14 protein-coding genes and 1 riboswitch are annotated in these 15,617 nt (G+C 64.9%); of the genes, 3 read left to right on the top strand and 11 right to left on the bottom strand.

The genetic code is table 11. The features are described 5' to 3' along the window. Window positions 1-229 precede the first annotated feature (229 nt). The 6 genes from dksA to ACFPOU_RS18515 form a co-directional block, all read right to left on the bottom strand. The gene (gene dksA / locus ACFPOU_RS18540) at window positions 230-679 is read right to left on the bottom strand and encodes an RNA polymerase-binding protein DksA (protein ID WP_379724617.1); all 450 of its coding nucleotides are present in this window, start codon (window positions 677-679) and stop codon (window positions 230-232) included. A 201-nt stretch (window positions 680-880) separates the two neighbouring features. Continuing rightward, window positions 881-1,912, bottom strand: a complete 1,032-nt coding sequence (locus tag ACFPOU_RS18535; RefSeq protein ID WP_379724614.1) for a CobW family GTP-binding protein — start codon at window positions 1,910-1,912, stop codon at window positions 881-883. Between the two features lie 116 nt (window positions 1,913-2,028). Next, the gene (locus tag ACFPOU_RS18530; RefSeq protein ID WP_379724611.1) at window positions 2,029-2,958 is read right to left on the bottom strand and encodes a tyrosine recombinase XerC; all 930 of its coding nucleotides are present in this window, start codon (window positions 2,956-2,958) and stop codon (window positions 2,029-2,031) included. Between the two features lie 4 nt (window positions 2,959-2,962). Continuing rightward, on the bottom strand, window positions 2,963-3,625 hold the full coding sequence (locus ACFPOU_RS18525) for a DUF484 family protein (protein ID WP_379724608.1): 663 nt from the start codon (window positions 3,623-3,625) through the stop codon (window positions 2,963-2,965). Window positions 3,626-3,733: 108 nt separating this feature from the next. Further along, window positions 3,734-5,014, bottom strand: a complete 1,281-nt coding sequence (locus tag ACFPOU_RS18520; protein ID WP_379724605.1) for a porin — start codon at window positions 5,012-5,014, stop codon at window positions 3,734-3,736. Between the two features lie 249 nt (window positions 5,015-5,263). Further along, window positions 5,264-6,310 (bottom strand): porin, encoded by a 1,047-nt coding sequence (locus tag ACFPOU_RS18515; RefSeq protein WP_379724602.1) that lies wholly within the window; start codon window positions 6,308-6,310, stop codon window positions 5,264-5,266. 457 nt (window positions 6,311-6,767) lie between these two features. Between ACFPOU_RS18515 and ACFPOU_RS18510 the strand changes: the two genes are divergently transcribed. Next, entirely contained in the window at window positions 6,768-8,468 is a 1,701-nt protein-coding gene (locus ACFPOU_RS18510) for a tetratricopeptide repeat protein (RefSeq protein WP_379724599.1), read from the top strand. A 34-nt stretch (window positions 8,469-8,502) separates the two neighbouring features. Here the strand turns inward: ACFPOU_RS18510 and dapF are convergent, their stop codons facing one another. Genes dapF through ACFPOU_RS18495 form a run of 3 tightly spaced genes read right to left on the bottom strand, consistent with a single transcriptional unit; the run spans window position 8,503 to window position 11,082 of the window. Next, window positions 8,503-9,366, bottom strand: a complete 864-nt coding sequence (dapF, locus tag ACFPOU_RS18505) for a diaminopimelate epimerase (RefSeq protein WP_379724596.1) — start codon at window positions 9,364-9,366, stop codon at window positions 8,503-8,505. A gap of 4 nt (window positions 9,367-9,370) precedes the next feature. After that, a complete protein-coding gene (locus ACFPOU_RS18500; RefSeq protein ID WP_379724593.1) occupies window positions 9,371-10,234 on the bottom strand; it encodes an LpxL/LpxP family acyltransferase in 864 nt (287 codons plus the stop codon). Then, window positions 10,231-11,082 carry a lysophospholipid acyltransferase family protein gene (locus ACFPOU_RS18495; protein WP_379724590.1) on the bottom strand — a complete coding sequence of 284 codons (852 nt, stop codon included), beginning with the start codon at window positions 11,080-11,082 and terminating at the stop codon, window positions 10,231-10,233. Before ACFPOU_RS18495 ends, ACFPOU_RS18500 begins: the two co-directional genes overlap by 4 nt. 185 nt (window positions 11,083-11,267) lie before the next feature. On the opposite strand from ACFPOU_RS18495, the gene metK reads away from it, so the two are divergent. After that, window positions 11,268-12,434, top strand: a complete 1,167-nt coding sequence (gene metK / locus ACFPOU_RS18490) for a methionine adenosyltransferase (protein ID WP_379724587.1) — start codon at window positions 11,268-11,270, stop codon at window positions 12,432-12,434. 131 nt (window positions 12,435-12,565) lie between these two features. Here the strand turns inward: metK and ACFPOU_RS18485 are convergent, their stop codons facing one another. Next, window positions 12,566-12,928 carry a sensor histidine kinase gene (locus tag ACFPOU_RS18485; protein WP_379724584.1) on the bottom strand — a complete coding sequence of 121 codons (363 nt, stop codon included), beginning with the start codon at window positions 12,926-12,928 and terminating at the stop codon, window positions 12,566-12,568. Further along, window positions 12,810-13,781 carry a histidine kinase dimerization/phospho-acceptor domain-containing protein gene (locus tag ACFPOU_RS18480; protein ID WP_379724581.1) on the bottom strand — a complete coding sequence of 324 codons (972 nt, stop codon included), beginning with the start codon at window positions 13,779-13,781 and terminating at the stop codon, window positions 12,810-12,812. Before ACFPOU_RS18480 ends, ACFPOU_RS18485 begins: the two co-directional genes overlap by 119 nt. Before the next feature lie 283 nt (window positions 13,782-14,064). Here ACFPOU_RS18480 and ACFPOU_RS18475 point away from each other — a divergent pair, with 283 nt between their 5' ends. Then, on the top strand, window positions 14,065-15,441 hold the full coding sequence (locus tag ACFPOU_RS18475) for an ATP-binding protein (RefSeq protein WP_379724578.1): 1,377 nt from the start codon (window positions 14,065-14,067) through the stop codon (window positions 15,439-15,441). A gap of 89 nt (window positions 15,442-15,530) precedes the next feature. Next, window positions 15,531-15,602, top strand: a riboswitch (S-adenosyl-L-homocysteine riboswitch). Window positions 15,603-15,617: the final 15 nt, after the last annotated feature.

Below are 15,617 nucleotides of genomic sequence, written 5' to 3'. Positions count from 1 at the left end.
CATCCATTCGATCAAGAGGCGCAGCGGGGTGCGCAGCGCTCATCCATGACGGTAGCATGGACGCGTCCGCGGCATCCTGCGCGCACGTACGTCCGCGCGAAGCCCGCCCCGGCACCGGCTAGTGTATCTCATGGGAAAGTTTTTGATCGCGCGCACGCGCAGGATCCAGGCGTAAAAACGAGAAAGCATGCGGCGGGCGCATGCTTTTCTGGGGGAAAGCGGACTGGAATCAGTCGCCGTACAGCTTTTGCTTCAGCTCACGGCGCTGCTGGGCTTCCAGCGACAGCGTGGCCGTGGGACGGGCGATCAGGCGCGGGATGCCGATCGGCTCGCCCGTTTCTTCGCACCAGCCATAGTCGCCGCTATCGATCGAGGCCAGCGACTGCTGCACTTTCTTGAGCAGCTTGCGCTCGCGGTCGCGGGTACGCAATTCGAGGGCGTGCTCTTCCTCGATGGTAGCGCGGTCGGCCGGATCTGGAACCAGCACGGTCTCACGCAGGTGCTCGGTGGTCTCGCCGGCGTTTTTCAGCAGTTCTTTCTCGAGCTGCTGCAGGCGGTCCCTGAAAAACGCGAGCTGGGCCGGGTTCATGTAGTCCTCTTCGCCCATCGCCCGAATTTCATCTTCCGTCAAGAGTCGGTTTTCGGACTGAGCGGCATTCGGTTTCGTTGTTTTAGTCATGACTTCACTTACCTTCGATACGACAGAGGTTTTCATTTTATCAGCTAGCTCAGCCGTAGCACCCTGAACTCAAGGGTGCGCGCCCTTGCTGCTGCCATGACGGCCCGTACGCCGTCTTCGCTGCCCGCGAGAGCAACGGTCCAACATCGGTACGCCTCGTCTCTTCTTGGGAAGCGACCCGTACCGCTAAACCGGGATAGTTTATACCAAACACTGTTTTAATCCGCGGATAAATACGTCTTTTGGTAAATTTTTACCAATAAAGACCATTTTGCTGCCACGGGCCTCGTCCGGCCCCCACTTGGCGCCCAGGTCGCTTCCCATGATTTGATGCACGCCCTGGAAGACGACCTTGCGCTCGGCGCCGGCCATCGACAGCACGCCCTTGTAGCGCAACATGCTCGGTCCGAAGACTTGCACCATGCTGCCGAGGAACTGGTCGAGCCGTTCCGGATCGAAAGGGCGCTCGCTCTTGAAGACGAAAGCGGCGATATCGTCGCTGTGATGGGGGTGGTGGTGGTCGTGCGCACAGGCCTCGGTATGCACGTGGCCGGGCTCGTCGTGGTCGTGCTCCTCGGCGCGCAGGAAATCCGGATCGAGTTCCAGCTTGTCGTTCAAGTTGAACCCGCGCAGGTCGAGCACCTCGGCGATCGGCGCGCGGCCGAAGTCGGAAGTCGAGATCGGCGCGCGCGGGTTGATGCGCTTCAAACGCATCGTCAGCGTCTCGCGCGCATCGGCATCGACCAGGTCCAATTTTGACAGCAAGATCTTGTCGGCAAAACCAACCTGGCGCCGGGCTTCCTCGTGGCGGTCGAGCTGCTCCATCGCGTGGCGTGCGTCGACAACGGTCACGACCGCGTCGAGCATGTAGTGGGCGCCCACTTCCTCGTCGACGAAGAACGTTTGCGCCACCGGCCCCGGATTGGCCAGGCCCGTCGTTTCGATGACGACGCGCTCGAAACTGATCTCGCCGGCTTCCCGTTTTTGCGCCAGGTCCGTCAGCGCGACGACCAGGTCGCCGCGGATGGTGCAGCAGATGCAGCCATTGTTCATCTCGACGATCTGTTCGCCGCTGTCCTGGACCAGGATGGCGTTGTCGATGTTTTCTTCGCCAAACTCGTTTTCGATGACGGCAATGCGCAGGCCATGCTCCTCGCGCAGGATGCGGTTGAGGAGGGTGGTCTTGCCGGCGCCAAGGAAGCCGGTGAGGATGGTGGTCGGGATCGGTGACATGTTGTTCGCGGTTCGGGCGGCTGAAAAGGCGTGGGGGAGCCGAAGATTATGCCGTAATTTGCAATTTGCCACCATCAACCACGCCGCTCTTTGCGCCAGCTCAGGCGAACCTTTGTCTACTTCGCTTTCGCTCGCGGATGAGCTCGGTCATACACGGCGGCAAGATGCTGGAAGTCGAGGGCGGTGTAGACCTGGGTCGAGGTAATGCTGGCGTGGCCCAGCAACTCTTGCACGGCACGCAAGTCGCCCGAGGATTGCAGCAAGTGCGAGGCGAACGAGTGGCGCAGCACATGCGGGTGCACATGCACCGGGGAGCCGGCCTGGATCGCATGGGTTTTCAGCCGTTGCTGGACTACGCGCGGCGTGACGCGCGTGCCCCGGCTCGACAGGAACAGGGCGGCGCTGCCGTCGGCGGCGGGCGGGCGCACCGCCAGCCAGGCGGCCAGGGCCGCGCGCGCGGGGCCGCCGACCGGCACCCGCCGCATCTTGCCGCCCTTGCCGGTGACCACGACTTCGGCGGCCGGCGCATCGTACCAGCCGAGCGAGGCGGCGCCATCGGCTTTCGTGTACGCCAGGTCGAGTCCAGTCAATTCCGACACCCGCAACCCGCTCGAATACAGCAGCTCGAACATTGCGCGGTTACACAGCTCGCCCGGCTCGGGATGGCCGTGGCGGTTTGCTTCCAACAACTGGACGGCGGCATCGACGGCCAGGGCTTTCGGCAGGGTCTTGGGACGGCGCGGGGCGCGCACGCCGTCGACCGGATTGGCCGGCAAGCCGACCTGGCGCGACAGCCACCCATAAAAGCCGCGCCAGCCCGACAGCTTGCGGGCGATCGAGCGCGGCTCCTGGCCGCCGGCGTGCAGGCGCGCGGCGAAGCGGCGCATGTCGGCGTGGGTCAGCGCCGGCCAGTCGTCGTGCCCGGCGAGCGTGGCCAGTTCGAGCAGGTCGCGGCGGTAGGCGGCGATCGTGTGGCCGGACAACTGGCGCTGGGTGGCCAGTTCGTTCAGGTAACGCCCGGTCCAGTCCACGCGTGCCGCGTCCATCGTGTCAGGCGCGCAACGGGGCCAGCGCGGCGCTGGCGGACTGGCCCAGCTGGACCAGGAAATCGGTCGCCATCACCGGGCTGAAGCGCTCGGCGTCCGGCGAACCCATGACCAGGAGGCCAAAGGTGGTGCCATCGGCCGTCAGCGGCAGCAGCACGGTCGAGCGCACGCCGTCGGCCGCGTCGAGCCAGCGCACGGCTTCGAAATCCTTGTTCGGACCGCAATACGGCGCGCGCAGGCTGGACGCGAACAGGCGCGCATCCTCGGCCACGTCGCCGGCGAACCAGGCGCCGGCGTGCTCGGCGTCCACATCCCACAGGCGCAGCGTCGCTTGCGGCACGCCGAAATGCTCGACCAGGCCATCGACGAGGTCGCGCGCGATGGCCGCGCCGCCCTTCGACTTCAACAGCGCCACATGCCAGGCGTGAAAGCGGTTGAGGATGACGGTATTGTCGGCCGCCGTACGCATCAGCTGGGCCATGCGCAGCTCGAGCGCGTTGTACTTGGCGCGCATGACTTCCATCTGGCGTTCCTGCAGCGACACGGTCTTTCCGGTCAACGGGCTCGACAGTTTAACTTCGCCCAGCAGGCCGGCATGTTCTTCGAAAAAGCGCGGGTGAGCGGCCAGGTAATTGGCGACGGCGGCGGAGTCCAGGGTGACGGTCATCTCGATCTTGCAATAAATAAGGGGTGCGCAATTCTACCGCAGCGGGGAAGGGGCGACGCGACAAAAAAGGCGCCCGCAGGCGCCCTTGGTCAGGCCGGCGGCGCTGGATCAGAAGCGGTGACGCACGCCGATCTGGAACGCGCGTCCGTCTTCGCCCGGCGTACGGGTGAAGCCGCCCGGCGAACCGGCGGTGCCTGGGGAGTACTGTGCCGCATTGTCGTTCTTGATCAAGGAACCGGCGACATACACGTCGGTGCGCTTCGACAGGAAGTGGTCGTAGGCGAGCGCGAACATGTCGGCATCGCTGTTGGACACGGTACGGTCGTTTTGATGGGCAAACGACGCCATGATCCGGCCGCTGCCGATCTTGTAATGGGCGCCGAGCTGGTAGCTGTTCGCGTCCTGCAAGGTATTGGCGCGCATGATGCCTTCGAAGGTGTCGCGGGCGGCGGTGCGAACCGCGACCGGCGCGGCGTTCAGTGCCGGCGCGATGCGCTGGTCCCAGGCGCCGAGGTAGTCGGCGATCAAGACCGAATTCTTGTTGCGCTGGCTGTGGAAACCGGCGAAGAACTTGAACGCATCCATCGTGTACGAGCCGCCGACCGTCAGCGTGCGCAAGCTCGGACGGTTCTGCTGGTCGTAACCATGGTTGTAGCCGAGGCCAAGGTCGAAGCCGTTGGCCTTGTAGGTGATGGCGCCGCCGCGGAACTTGTTGTAACGGCCGAGGTAACCCGAACCGCGGGCGCCGTACATGAGCGAGCCGCCGAAGCCCGACGGGTGGGCGATGCGGTACTGGATCGATTCCTGGGAACGGATGTCCGCGCCCAGTGCGGTGAAGCCGGCGGTGCCGCCGGTGACGTGGCCCCAGTTGCCGACCATGCCCGATTCGAAGGCATCGGCGGCGGCGAACACTTCATAGCCCGGGGTGTACATGCGGCCCAGCAGCACGGCGCCCACCGGCGTGACCAGGCCGACCATCGCGGTACGGTCGAAGAGCGCACGCTCCTGGTTGACGGCGGGCGCGCCCGGCTGGTACAGGGCTGCGCGCAAGCCCGGGGCGATCGCCGGGCTGAACCGGTCGAGTGCGTTCAGGCCACGCTCCAGGTACAGGCCGCGGTTATCGTTGATCAGGGTAGGCTGCTGGGTGCCGGTGTCGAGTTCGATGCGCGCTTCCAGGTTGAAGATCGCCTTGTAGCCATTGCCGATTTCCTCAGTGCCCTTGAAGCCGATGCGCGAGCCGTCGGCGCCGCCGCTGACGATCTTGGTCGGGCCGCCTTTTTGCCAGAGGACGCCGGCATCGGCAATACCGTAGATCTGGACGCTGGTCTGGGCCAGGGCCGGGAGGGCGAAGCACGAGCCGATCAGGCCGGCGATCAAACATTTGTTCATTGAATCTCCACTATTGTTTATTTTCGGAGGCTTGAAAATTTTGCCTTGCAAATATGCCATCCGCGCGCCGCACTGTATACGTAACTGCCCAGGCGCGATAAGGGCAGTGGTATAAATACAACAAGGCGCATGCGAGCCGGGTGCAGGCAGATGCGGAAAAAATGGGCAAGGCGAGCAAGCGTAAAAAAGGCAGGACCGTTGCCGGGCCTGCCTCTTGCGTCAAGCGTGGGGACTTGCGTCCGTTTCAGCTTAGAACGAGTGGTTCACACCAATGGTGTAGAAGTTGATTTTTGCGTCGACGTTACGCGTGGCCTGGGTCTGTGGACCATCCTTGCGCGATGCGTCGGCGTACACGTAGGTGCGCTTCGACAGGCTGTACTCGTAACCCAGCGACATCTGCTTGGTCTCAAACGAGTTGTCCGGCTCCTTGCGGCCATAACCGGCCAGGATCTTGCCTGGGCCCATCGTGTAGTTGGCGCCCAGCACCCATGCCTTGGTGCGTGGGCCCGAACCGGCTGGCAGCGTGAAGCGAATGTTGTCCTGCTTGTGGCGGGTAGCCAGGGCCAACAGTTTCAGTTCCGGGGTCACGTTGAACGTGGCGCCGATCGACATGACTTTCGACTCGACCGCATTACGCTCGTAACCCAGCATGACTGCTGCCGGACCGTTGTTATAGGTGGCCGTTGCCGAGAACGGGTTGGCCGATGCCTGGGCGCCGACCGGGTACTGGGTACCAATAGCAGGGCCGCCATTGTTTTCTTTGGTAGCAATCGCGGTGTTGACCTGGAAGCCGTTCACGACCGGGCTGTTGTACCAGAAGGCGTTGGCCCAACGGTTGTTCGAGTTGACCGATGGATCCAGTGGTGCCGAGGTGTAGCCTGCGACGGCCAGGTCGGTGTAGAAACCAGCCTGGTGCGGCAGCGCATGGAACGGCTCGAAGGCGCCGACGGTTTCCTGGTACGGGGTCAGGCCACGGCCGATGCGGACCATACCGAAATCACCCTGCAGGCCGACGCGGCTCTGGCCCTGGAACAGCGGACGGCCGCCGCTTTCGTTGGTGCCGGTGTCCGGCTCATAACGAATTTCAAGTTGGAACAATGCCTTCAGGCCGTTGCCCAGATCTTCAGTGCCCTTGAAACCCAGGGTGTTCGATGCACGCTTGCCGATGCTCAGGGTCTGGTTCGAGCGCTTTTGCAGGCCAGCGTCGATGGTGCCGTAGATTTGCACGGCGGTCTGTGCATGAGCAACACCAGCGAAGGCGCCGACGAGTGCAACTGCCATCAGAGATTTTTTCATTTATTCGTTTCCTTAGAAGATTGAATCGGAATCCAGAGAGCGTTGAGACTTTATTTGCTGAACACTCGGACGAGTGAACCTTAAATGCTTAACGCGTCAAGAAAACCAGATTTGTTAATTATGGCGGTTCAAGTTGGTGGAAAGCCAATTTAACCAATCGTGCTGTTGTATTTATGAAACGCTCGGGAGCGGTTCGGGCTCGCTTTTTGTGCTTGATGCACTGCAAGATAATGGAGTTCCACAGGGTTGCGATGCGCTTGTTCGGTATCAATCTTCGAGCGGTTCGGGACGTTCGGCCCCCCCTGCTGGCTTAGACTTTTCCTTGAACCGATGGGGTGTGGGCGCCATCCGCGAAATTATTGTACATTGGCAACTTTGCCTGCGACAGCCTTCCCGTCGTGGCTTTCCGCCGAGTCCGCCTGCACCACGCCCTCCTATCATTTGACGAAGACGACCGATGGCTAATCGTGAAGAACTGGCGATCATTCGTAGCGCCCGCAGCGGCCGCCCCGAGGCGCAACTCGCGCTAGGCAAGCGCTACCTGTTCGGCAGCGCCGGCCTGCCGCGCAGCCTGCCCACGGCCCTGCACTGGCTCGACCGCGCGGCGCACCAGGGGTGCGCCGAGTCATGCGAACTGATCGGCAGTCATGTCCCGCTCGACCTGGCCCGCGCGCATGCAACGCCGCTGGCGCCATGGTACGAGCGCGCGTATGACAACGGCAACGTGCGCGCCGGCCTGGTGCTGGCCCAGCTGCTCTTCGAGGGGGGCGCGGCCGCCTCCGATGCCCTGCGCGCCAAGGCCTTGCGCGCGCTGGAAGAAGCCGCGCGCACCGGTTTCGCGGAAGCCCAGTGGCTGCTGGCACGGCGCCCGGAAATTGCCTCGAGTATCACTTGCGCAACCATTAGCACGCCTGCTGCGACGCAGCAGGGCAGGGTCCCCGGTGCCGAGCGCACAGGCCAGGCGGGCGAGCGGCGTGCGCTTGCGCGTCCAGGCGAGCCCACGGCGCTGGCACCGGCGGCGCCCGCCCAACCCTGGCTGCGCCGGGCTGCCGACAATGGCTTGGCCGAGGCCCAGTTTGCCCTGCTCGAACAGAGCTGGACAGCAGGAGCATGGCAGGATTACCTGGCCCGTTCGCTGCCGCTGGCGCGGACGCTCGTCGCCGGCGGCCGCGTCAGGCAGTCCCGGCGCCTTGCACCGGGCGAAGTCACCTTGTTGTCGCGGACCGCACGTTTGTTGTCTGATGGAAGCGTCAGCGCCGATGCCGCCGAGGAGGAGGTCCATGCCTTCTGGGAAATGGCGGCGTCCGAACACGACCGTCACGCCCAGCTCGCGATTGGCCTCTGGTATGCGCGCATGCACGTCGACGGCACCCGGGTACAAGGCGGCAGCGGGGCCGCCAACTTCAAAAAGGCGATCCGCTGGCTGTTGCTGGCGGGCGAGCAGGGCCTGGCCCAAGCCTGGTATGCATTGTCGCGCATCTACCTGAAGCCCGAGTTCTCGCAACGTAACGTGGCCGATGCCCAGCGCTACCTGGAACGGGCGGCGGAAATGGGGTACGAGGCGGCCCAGCTCGAGTGCGGCAACCATGCCTGGCGCGCGCGGCGCGAGAACGAAAGCAATGATGTACGGGCCGTGTTCTGGTTGCAGCAGGCTGCGGCCCAGGGCAATGCCGAGGCTGCTGCGGCGCTGCGCAAGATCGCCCCGCGTCCGGACGACACCGCGCATACCGAGACCGGGGCATTGTTGCGCTGTACCGGCGACCTGTCCGCGCATCCGCTGCTGGCGGCCCGGCTCGAACTGGCGGCGCTGTTCGGCCTGACGCGTGCCGAAACCCTGCTGCTCGACGTGGCCGGCGCGGACCAGGGACACTGCCTGGTCATCGATATCCGCGCCAGCTACGGGCGCAGCAAGCGCCGCCTGGTCATGGTCGAGACGGCCGAGGAACGCCAGTCGCTAGACCGCCTCGTACGCCTGTTCGAGGATGTCGACTGCGGTCCGGGCGGTCCGGAAGGAAATTACCGCCAGCGCCTGTACCGGCTGCGTACCCTGATGGCCGATGCCGCCATGTCCGGCAGGATCCTCGACGACGCGGACAGCCCGCCCGGTCCACCGCTCGCACCGGAGCGCGGCGATGCTTCGTATGGCATGGCTGCCTGAAGCGTGAACAAGCGGCTAGGTGGCCATCCGCCCTTTACAGGGTAATCTCGCCTTCGAATACGGTGACGGCCGGACCGCTCAGGTAGACCGGTTCGCCTTCGCCAGCCCAAGCGATCGACAATTCCCCGCCGCGCGCCGACACCCGTACCGGCGAATCGAGCAGCGCACGCCGGATGCCGGCCACGACCGCCGCGCAAGCGCCGGTGCCGCACGCCAGGGTTTCGCCCGCGCCGCGCTCGAAGACGCGCAGCTTGATGTGGTGGCGGCCGACGATCTGCATGAAGCCGGCATTCACGCGCTTTGGAAAGCGGGGGTGGCATTCCAGCTGCGGCCCCAGCGCGGCCACCGGGGCCGTGTCGGCGTCCAGCACCGTCTGCACCGCATGCGGATTGCCCATCGACACCACCGACACCGCCACCTGCACCGGCGCGCCATCCAATTGCAGGGTCAGCGGCCACAGCGTGTCGCGTCCTTCCGGCATGCCGTCCAGCGCCGCGCTGTCGAAAGGTACCTGGGCGGGCTCCAGCACGGGGGCGCCCATGTCGACCGTCACGCTGCCATCGTCTTCCAGGCGCGGCGCGATGATGCCGGACATGGTTTGCACGCGGATGCTGCGCTCCCCGCTCAAGCCCTGGTCGCTGACGAAACGGGCGAAGGCGCGCGCACCGTTGCCGCATTGCTCGACCTCGCCGCCATCGCTGTTGAAAATGCGGTAGCGGAAATCGGCGTCGGGGACGGTCGGACGCTCCACGATCAGGATCTGGTCGGCGCCGACGCCGAAACGGCGGTCGGCCAGGCGTTGCCATTGTGCGGTGCTGAAATCGATCTGCTGAGAGATGGCGTCGATGACGACGAAATCGTTGCCGGCGCCTTGCATCTTGGTGAACTTGAGTTTCATGGGATCAATCGTACAGCGAGGGTTCGCCCGGTGGGCGGGTTTTAAAACGCTTATGCGTCCAGAAATATTCGGCCGGCGCTTCGCGCACCCGCTCTTCGATGAAGGCATTCATGCGGCGGGTCGCCTCGATCATGTCGTCGCCCGGATAATTTTCCCAGGCGGGATAGAAGCGCACGCGCCAGCCCTGGTAGTTCGGCAGGAAACTGGCCACCACGGGAATGACCTTGGCGCCGGTACTGCCGGCAAGCCGGCCCAGCGCCGTCAGGGTGGCCGCGGGCACGCCGAAGAAAGGCACGAAGGCGGCATCTTTTTCGCCGAAATCCATGTCCGGGAGCATGAAGTAAGGCAAGCCGTCGCGCAAGGCGCGCAGGATCGGCTTGATGCCTTCCTTGCGCGTGACCAGCCGCACCGGGCCGTAGCGCTCGCGGCCATGACGCAGCAGCCTGTCGAAGGCGGCATTTTTTTGCGGCACGTACATGCTGCAGACCGGAATCACCCGGGCGGCAACACCGGCCACGTCCAGGCACACGAAATGCGGGCACAGCAGAATGGTCGGGCCGGCTTCCATCGCGGCCTGCGGCACGGCGGGCTCGACCTGGATCAGTTTGCGTACGCGCGCTTCCGGCGCCCACCACAGGATCGAGCGTTCGAAGATGCTGCGCGAATAGCTGCGAAAGTGTTCACGCGCAATCGCCCGCCGGGCTTCTTCAGACAGTTCCGGCATGCACAGGCGCAGGTTGGTCAGCGCGATGTGGCGACGCTTGCCCAGTAGCAGGAACAGCAGGCTGCCGATCGCTTCGCCGAAACGCCCGAGCACCGGCAGTGGCAGCCAGTGCAGCAGCCACAGCAATCCAATCAAGACCCTCATGCCACGGCCTCGGCCTGTGGCGCGGCCACGCCCTCGGGTTGCTTGTAGCGGTTATAGCTCCAGAAATACTGGGCGGGGCAGCGCGCGATCAGCGCTTCCATCGCCCGGTTGATGCTGGCGGCCTGGTCGGCGGCAGTACCCGACAAGTCGCCCTCGAAGGCGACGAAGCGCACGACGTAGCCGCGGCCCCTGGGCAGGCGTTCGGCATAGACCAGCAGGATGTCGGCGCGTCCCAGCTGGGCCAGTTTCGCCGGCAGCGTCATCGTGTAGGCCGGACGGCCGAAGAAGGGCGCCCAGACGCCTTCGCCTTCCTGCGGTACCTGGTCCGGCAAGACGCCGATCGGCTGGCCGCTTTTCAGGGTCTTGGCGAGGATGCGCACGCCCGCCAGGGTGGCCGGCGCCAGGTGCAGGTTGTGGCGCGCGCGCGCGCCTTCGACCAGGGGTTTCAAGGCGCTTTTGCGCGGCGGGCGGTACATGACGGTGAGCGCCGTGCGCAGGGCGATCTGCTGGGCGGTCATTTCGAAGCAGCCCAGGTGGGGCGTCAGGAACACGATGCCGCGCCCGGCGTCGAGCACGCGCTGGACCATGTCCCAGTTCTCGACCGTGGCACGGCGTGCGACGCGCTCCGGTTTGCCGCACCAGACAAAGGCCAGTTCGACGATCGCCTTGCCCGCTTCGGCGACGGCGCCGCGGCGATGGGCGCCATAGCCGGCCTGGGCCAGGTTGGCGTCGAGACGGCGGCGATACGAGGGAGACGACAGGTAGACCAGCCAGCCGAGCCCCGCGCCGAGGGCGTGGAGCATGCGCAGTGGAAAAATGGACAACACTCTGAATAAAATAACTAGCATGCGCTTGAGCGGCGTTCAGGACGAAGCAGGCCCCTCTGCCAAAAATTTCTTAAAGGAGCGTAAAATACCACTTTACGCAGGATCCGCCGAGTTAATAGACAACTTGCGAAGCGGAATATAAATGTCGCTAAAGCGTCGCAGGCACAGGTTGCTGCGGCAGTTTTTGATCAGTAACTGGAGCCTTCATGTCTAACGACTACCTCTTTACTTCCGAATCCGTTTCGGAAGGCCACCCCGATAAGGTCGCCGACCAGATCTCGGACGCGATTCTCGATGCCATCCTCGAGCAAGACCCGCGCGCGCGCGTAGCCGCTGAAACGCTGTGCAACACCGGTCTCGTGGTGCTGGCCGGCGAGATCACCACGCACGCCAACGTCGATTATATCGGCGTGGCGCGCAACACCATCAAGCGCATCGGTTACGACAATACCGATTTCGGCATCGACTACAAGGGTTGCGCCGTCATGGTCTGCTACGACAAGCAGTCGCCGGACATCGCACAGGGCGTCGACGAAGGCGCCGGCCTCGACCTCGACCAGGGTGCGGGCGACCAGGGCTTGATGTTCGGCTATGCCTGCGACGAAACGCCGGAACTGATGCCGGCCGCGATTTATTACGCGCACCGCCTGGTCGAGCGCCAGTCGCAGTTGCGCAAGGATGGGCGTCTGCCATGGCTGCGTCCGGACGCCAAGTCGCAGGTCACCCTGCGCTACGTCGACGGCCGCCCGGTGTCGGTCGACACCGTCGTGCTGTCGACCCAGCACCACCCGGACGTGTCGCACGCGCAGATCGAAGAAGCGGTCATCGAGGAAATCATCAAGCCGACCCTGCCGCGCGAATGGCTGGAAGCGACCAAATACCTGGTCAATCCGACCGGCCGCTTCGTCATTGGCGGTCCGCAGGGCGATTGCGGCCTGACCGGCCGCAAGATCATCGTCGACACCTATGGCGGCGCGGCCCCGCACGGCGGCGGCGCCTTCTCCGGCAAGGATCCCACCAAGGTCGACCGTTCGGCCGCCTACGCTGCGCGCTATGTCGCCAAGAACGTCGTGGCCGCCGGCCTGGCGCGCCAGTGCCAGGTGCAGGTCAGCTACGCCATCGGCGTGGCCCGTCCGATCAACATCACGGTCTATACCGAAGGTACCGGCGTCATCCCCGACGACAGGATCGCCCAGCTCGTGATGGAACACTTCGACCTGCGCCCGAAAGGCATCGTGCAGATGCTCGACCTGCTGCGTCCGATCTACACCAAGACCGCCGCCTACGGCCACTTCGGCCGCGAAGAGCCGGAATTCACCTGGGAGCGCACCGACAAGGCGGCGCTGCTGCGCGCCGAAGCCGGCCTGGCGTAAGCATCCTTGCCACCCGGTGCGGCACCTGTCCGCACCGTGGGGCACTGCTCGGCCGCTCCGTATGGTTCCTCCTCCGCGCGGCTGAAGTACTCACCCGGAAACAAGCATTCACTTGTTTTTGCGACAGCTTCTTAATCCCCGCCGCGCCGATGCGGCGTGCGGCGCGGCAGCTTCACCACGAACCGCACGCCTTCGGCTTCGCTCGACGTCACCGATACGCTGCCCTGGTGCGCCTTCACGATCTCCTTCACCACATACAGCCCCAGGCCGAGATTGGCGGTGCCGGCCTCGCCACGCTCGTGGGCTGAACCGATGGCGAAGCGTTTGACCGGATCGAAGAAGGTGCGCAGCTTTGCCGGTGGAATCACGTCGGCATCATTCTGTACCTGGAACACGAGTTCCCCGGCGCCGCCCTCGATCGATATCCGCACCGGGCTGTCGGGACGGCCGTGTTCGATGGCATTCGAGATCAGGTTGGAACAGGCTTGCGCCATGCGCGCGCTGTCCCAGCAGCCGGTCAATGCGCCCTCGGTGGTGAGGATCAGTTCGCGATCCGGGTGATAGGCCCGGGCTTCCTCTACCACGATGGCGTACAGTGCCGAGGTCGACGTTGTGCGGATCGATCGGGAGGCCGTCGCCCAGGTGGGTCGTAGAAAAATCGAGCAGGTCGCGAATGATCTCGTCCATCCGCCTTGCGCTATTCAGGATGCGGACGCCGACCTTGAGCGCCTTGGCCGGCAGGGCGGGGTCGTGCAGCAGCACCTGCGCACCCATGCTGATCGCGCCGAGCGGGGTGCGCACGTCGTGGCCGAGGATGGCCAGAAACAGGTTCTGCGCCTCGCGCAACATCTGGGTATAGCGCGCCATCGATTCGCTCTGGGCCTGGTCGAGCGCCTCGTTGAAGCGCACCATGTCCTCGATCTCGGCGGCGCTCGTCAAGGCCCGGTCGCGCGCCCGCAAGCGCAGCACGCTCGAACGCAAGGCGCGAAACTCGGCCATTACCTGTTCCCCCGTGAACCCCGACGACACCCGGTGCGCCGCATGGATCTCGGCAGCCGTATCCTGGTTCGCCTGCGGCCCGTGTCCCTGCGACTTGTCGATGCTCTGCTGCTCGGCCTGGTGCGTCGCGAGGTCGAGCGCGATGACTTTCAGGAGCGAAGCGGCATGATCGCGCAACTCGACCTCGCCGGCGCCCTCGAGCGGGCTGAGCGTGGCGGCAAAATCCTCCCATTCCTGCAGGATGGCTTCCATGTGGGTATGGATGAATGCGGAAAGTGTCATCGGCTGTGCCGGTGGTGGAAGCGTCGTGCGCGAAACGCCATGGCGCAGGCTGTCGGATTCCAGCAACGACAGGACATGGCCCCGCCAAGGCGACAATGGATGGGGCGAGTATGCACTACCTGGCCGGCAGGCGCCGTCCGGGCCGGCGACGAACGAGGGCAATACGGCAACGAACGCTCAGCAATGTCAGCAAAGTCATTGTTAATAGCGCATAATCGGCCTTGATCATTTCAGTCAAGCACGAGAACTTTCTTGTTCCGCGCATCCAGCTTGCGGACGGCAGCGCCGGTCCGACCCTTCGTGCCGCGCTTGCGTGCCGGCGAGCACCGTTTCACCTTGAAAGGGCACCATGTCTCAGCCCATCCTGACTATCGCGGTTGCTTGCGAGATGGATGTCATTGCTTCACGCCAGCGCGCGCGCCAGATCGCGGCCCGCTGCGGCTTCGGCGCGCACGACCAGGCGCGCATCGCGACGGCCGTGTCCGAACTTGCGCGCAACGTGTTCAGCTATGCGGGTGAAGGCAAGGTCAGCTTTGCACTGAGTGGCGCGGCAGGGCGTTCCACGCTCGAGGTGGTCATCGAGGACGAGGGTCCGGGCATCGCCGGCCTCGACCAGCTGCTGGCGCGCGAGGCGCTGGCCCTGCGCCCGAGCGGCAGCGGCTTGCTGGCGGCGCGCCGCTTCATGGATGCGTGCGATATCGCCACCGGCAAGGGCGGCACCCGCATCGTGCTCGCCAAGCAGCTGCCGGCAGGCGCACGCGCGATCTCGGCGGCCGAGATCGCCCAGGCCCTGGCCGGCGTATCGCTGCCGAGCAATGTGGCCTTGTCGGAAGCGCATCAGCAAAACCGCGAGCTGACCGACGCGCTGGCGGCGCTGCAGGAGCGCCAGGACGAACTGGTCGAAGTGTCGCGCCGCCTCGAGCACACCAACGAACGGGTCGAGGAACTCAACCGCCTGCTCAACGACAAGGCGGCATCGCTGATGTCGGCCGACCGCCAGAAGAACGAATTCCTGTCGATGCTGAGCCACGAGCTGCGCGGCCCGCTGTCGGCGGCGGCGATGGCGGCGCACTTGTTGAAGAAAAACCCCGGCGCGACGCCCCAGACCGTCAGCCTGGGCGACCTCATCAACCGGCAGGTCAGCCACATGAACCGCCTGGTCGAGGATTTGCTCGACGTCTCGCGCATCAGCCGCGGCCTCATTTCGATCGTCAAGACCGAGATCGACCTGCGCGACGCGGTCAATGCCGCCGTCGAACAGATCATGCCGGCGGCCGAGCGCAAGAACCAGCGCGTCGACGTGATGCTGCCGCTGGCGCCGTGCGCGGTCGAGGGCGATGCGACCCGCTTGATCCAGGTCATCGGCAACTTGCTCGGCAACGCCACGCGCTACACGAAAGCCGGCGGGCACATCCAGTTGACGCTGGAAGCGCGGGCCGGCGCCGCGGTCCTGTGCGTGAGCGACAACGGCCAGGGCATCGACGCCGCCCTCTTGCCCCATCTGTTCGACCTCTATGTGCAGGCCGAAGCATCCTCGGAGCGCCAGCATGGCGGCCTCGGCCTCGGGCTGGCGCTGGTGAAAAGTTTGGTCGAACTGCATGGCGGGACGGTCATGGCCAGCAGCCCCGGCCTCGGCCAGGGCAGCAGCTTCGACATTCGCCTGCCGCTGGCGCAGGCCTGCGCGGCGGCAGGCACGGTGGTGCCGGCGACCGGCGCCGTGGCGTAACGACGCGTCCGCTGTTTTTTGGGCGGCCGCACCCGTCCCCTGGAGCAAGCGTCGCCGTGCCAGCGCGGCCCGGACGTGCTAAACTATTCCGTTCCGAGGAGCGTTGCGACGAAAAGACTCCTTTTCGCCAGGCTCGGATATCAACACTGCGCTCACGTTACTTTTTTCTAACTGAA

This window comes from Massilia jejuensis, assembly GCF_042656795.1.
GTDB classification, from domain to species: domain Bacteria; phylum Pseudomonadota; class Gammaproteobacteria; order Burkholderiales; family Burkholderiaceae_D; genus Telluria; species Telluria jejuensis.
The sequence above is the reverse complement of the archived record's forward strand: the minus strand, read 5'-3'. Positions and strand labels throughout refer to the sequence as shown.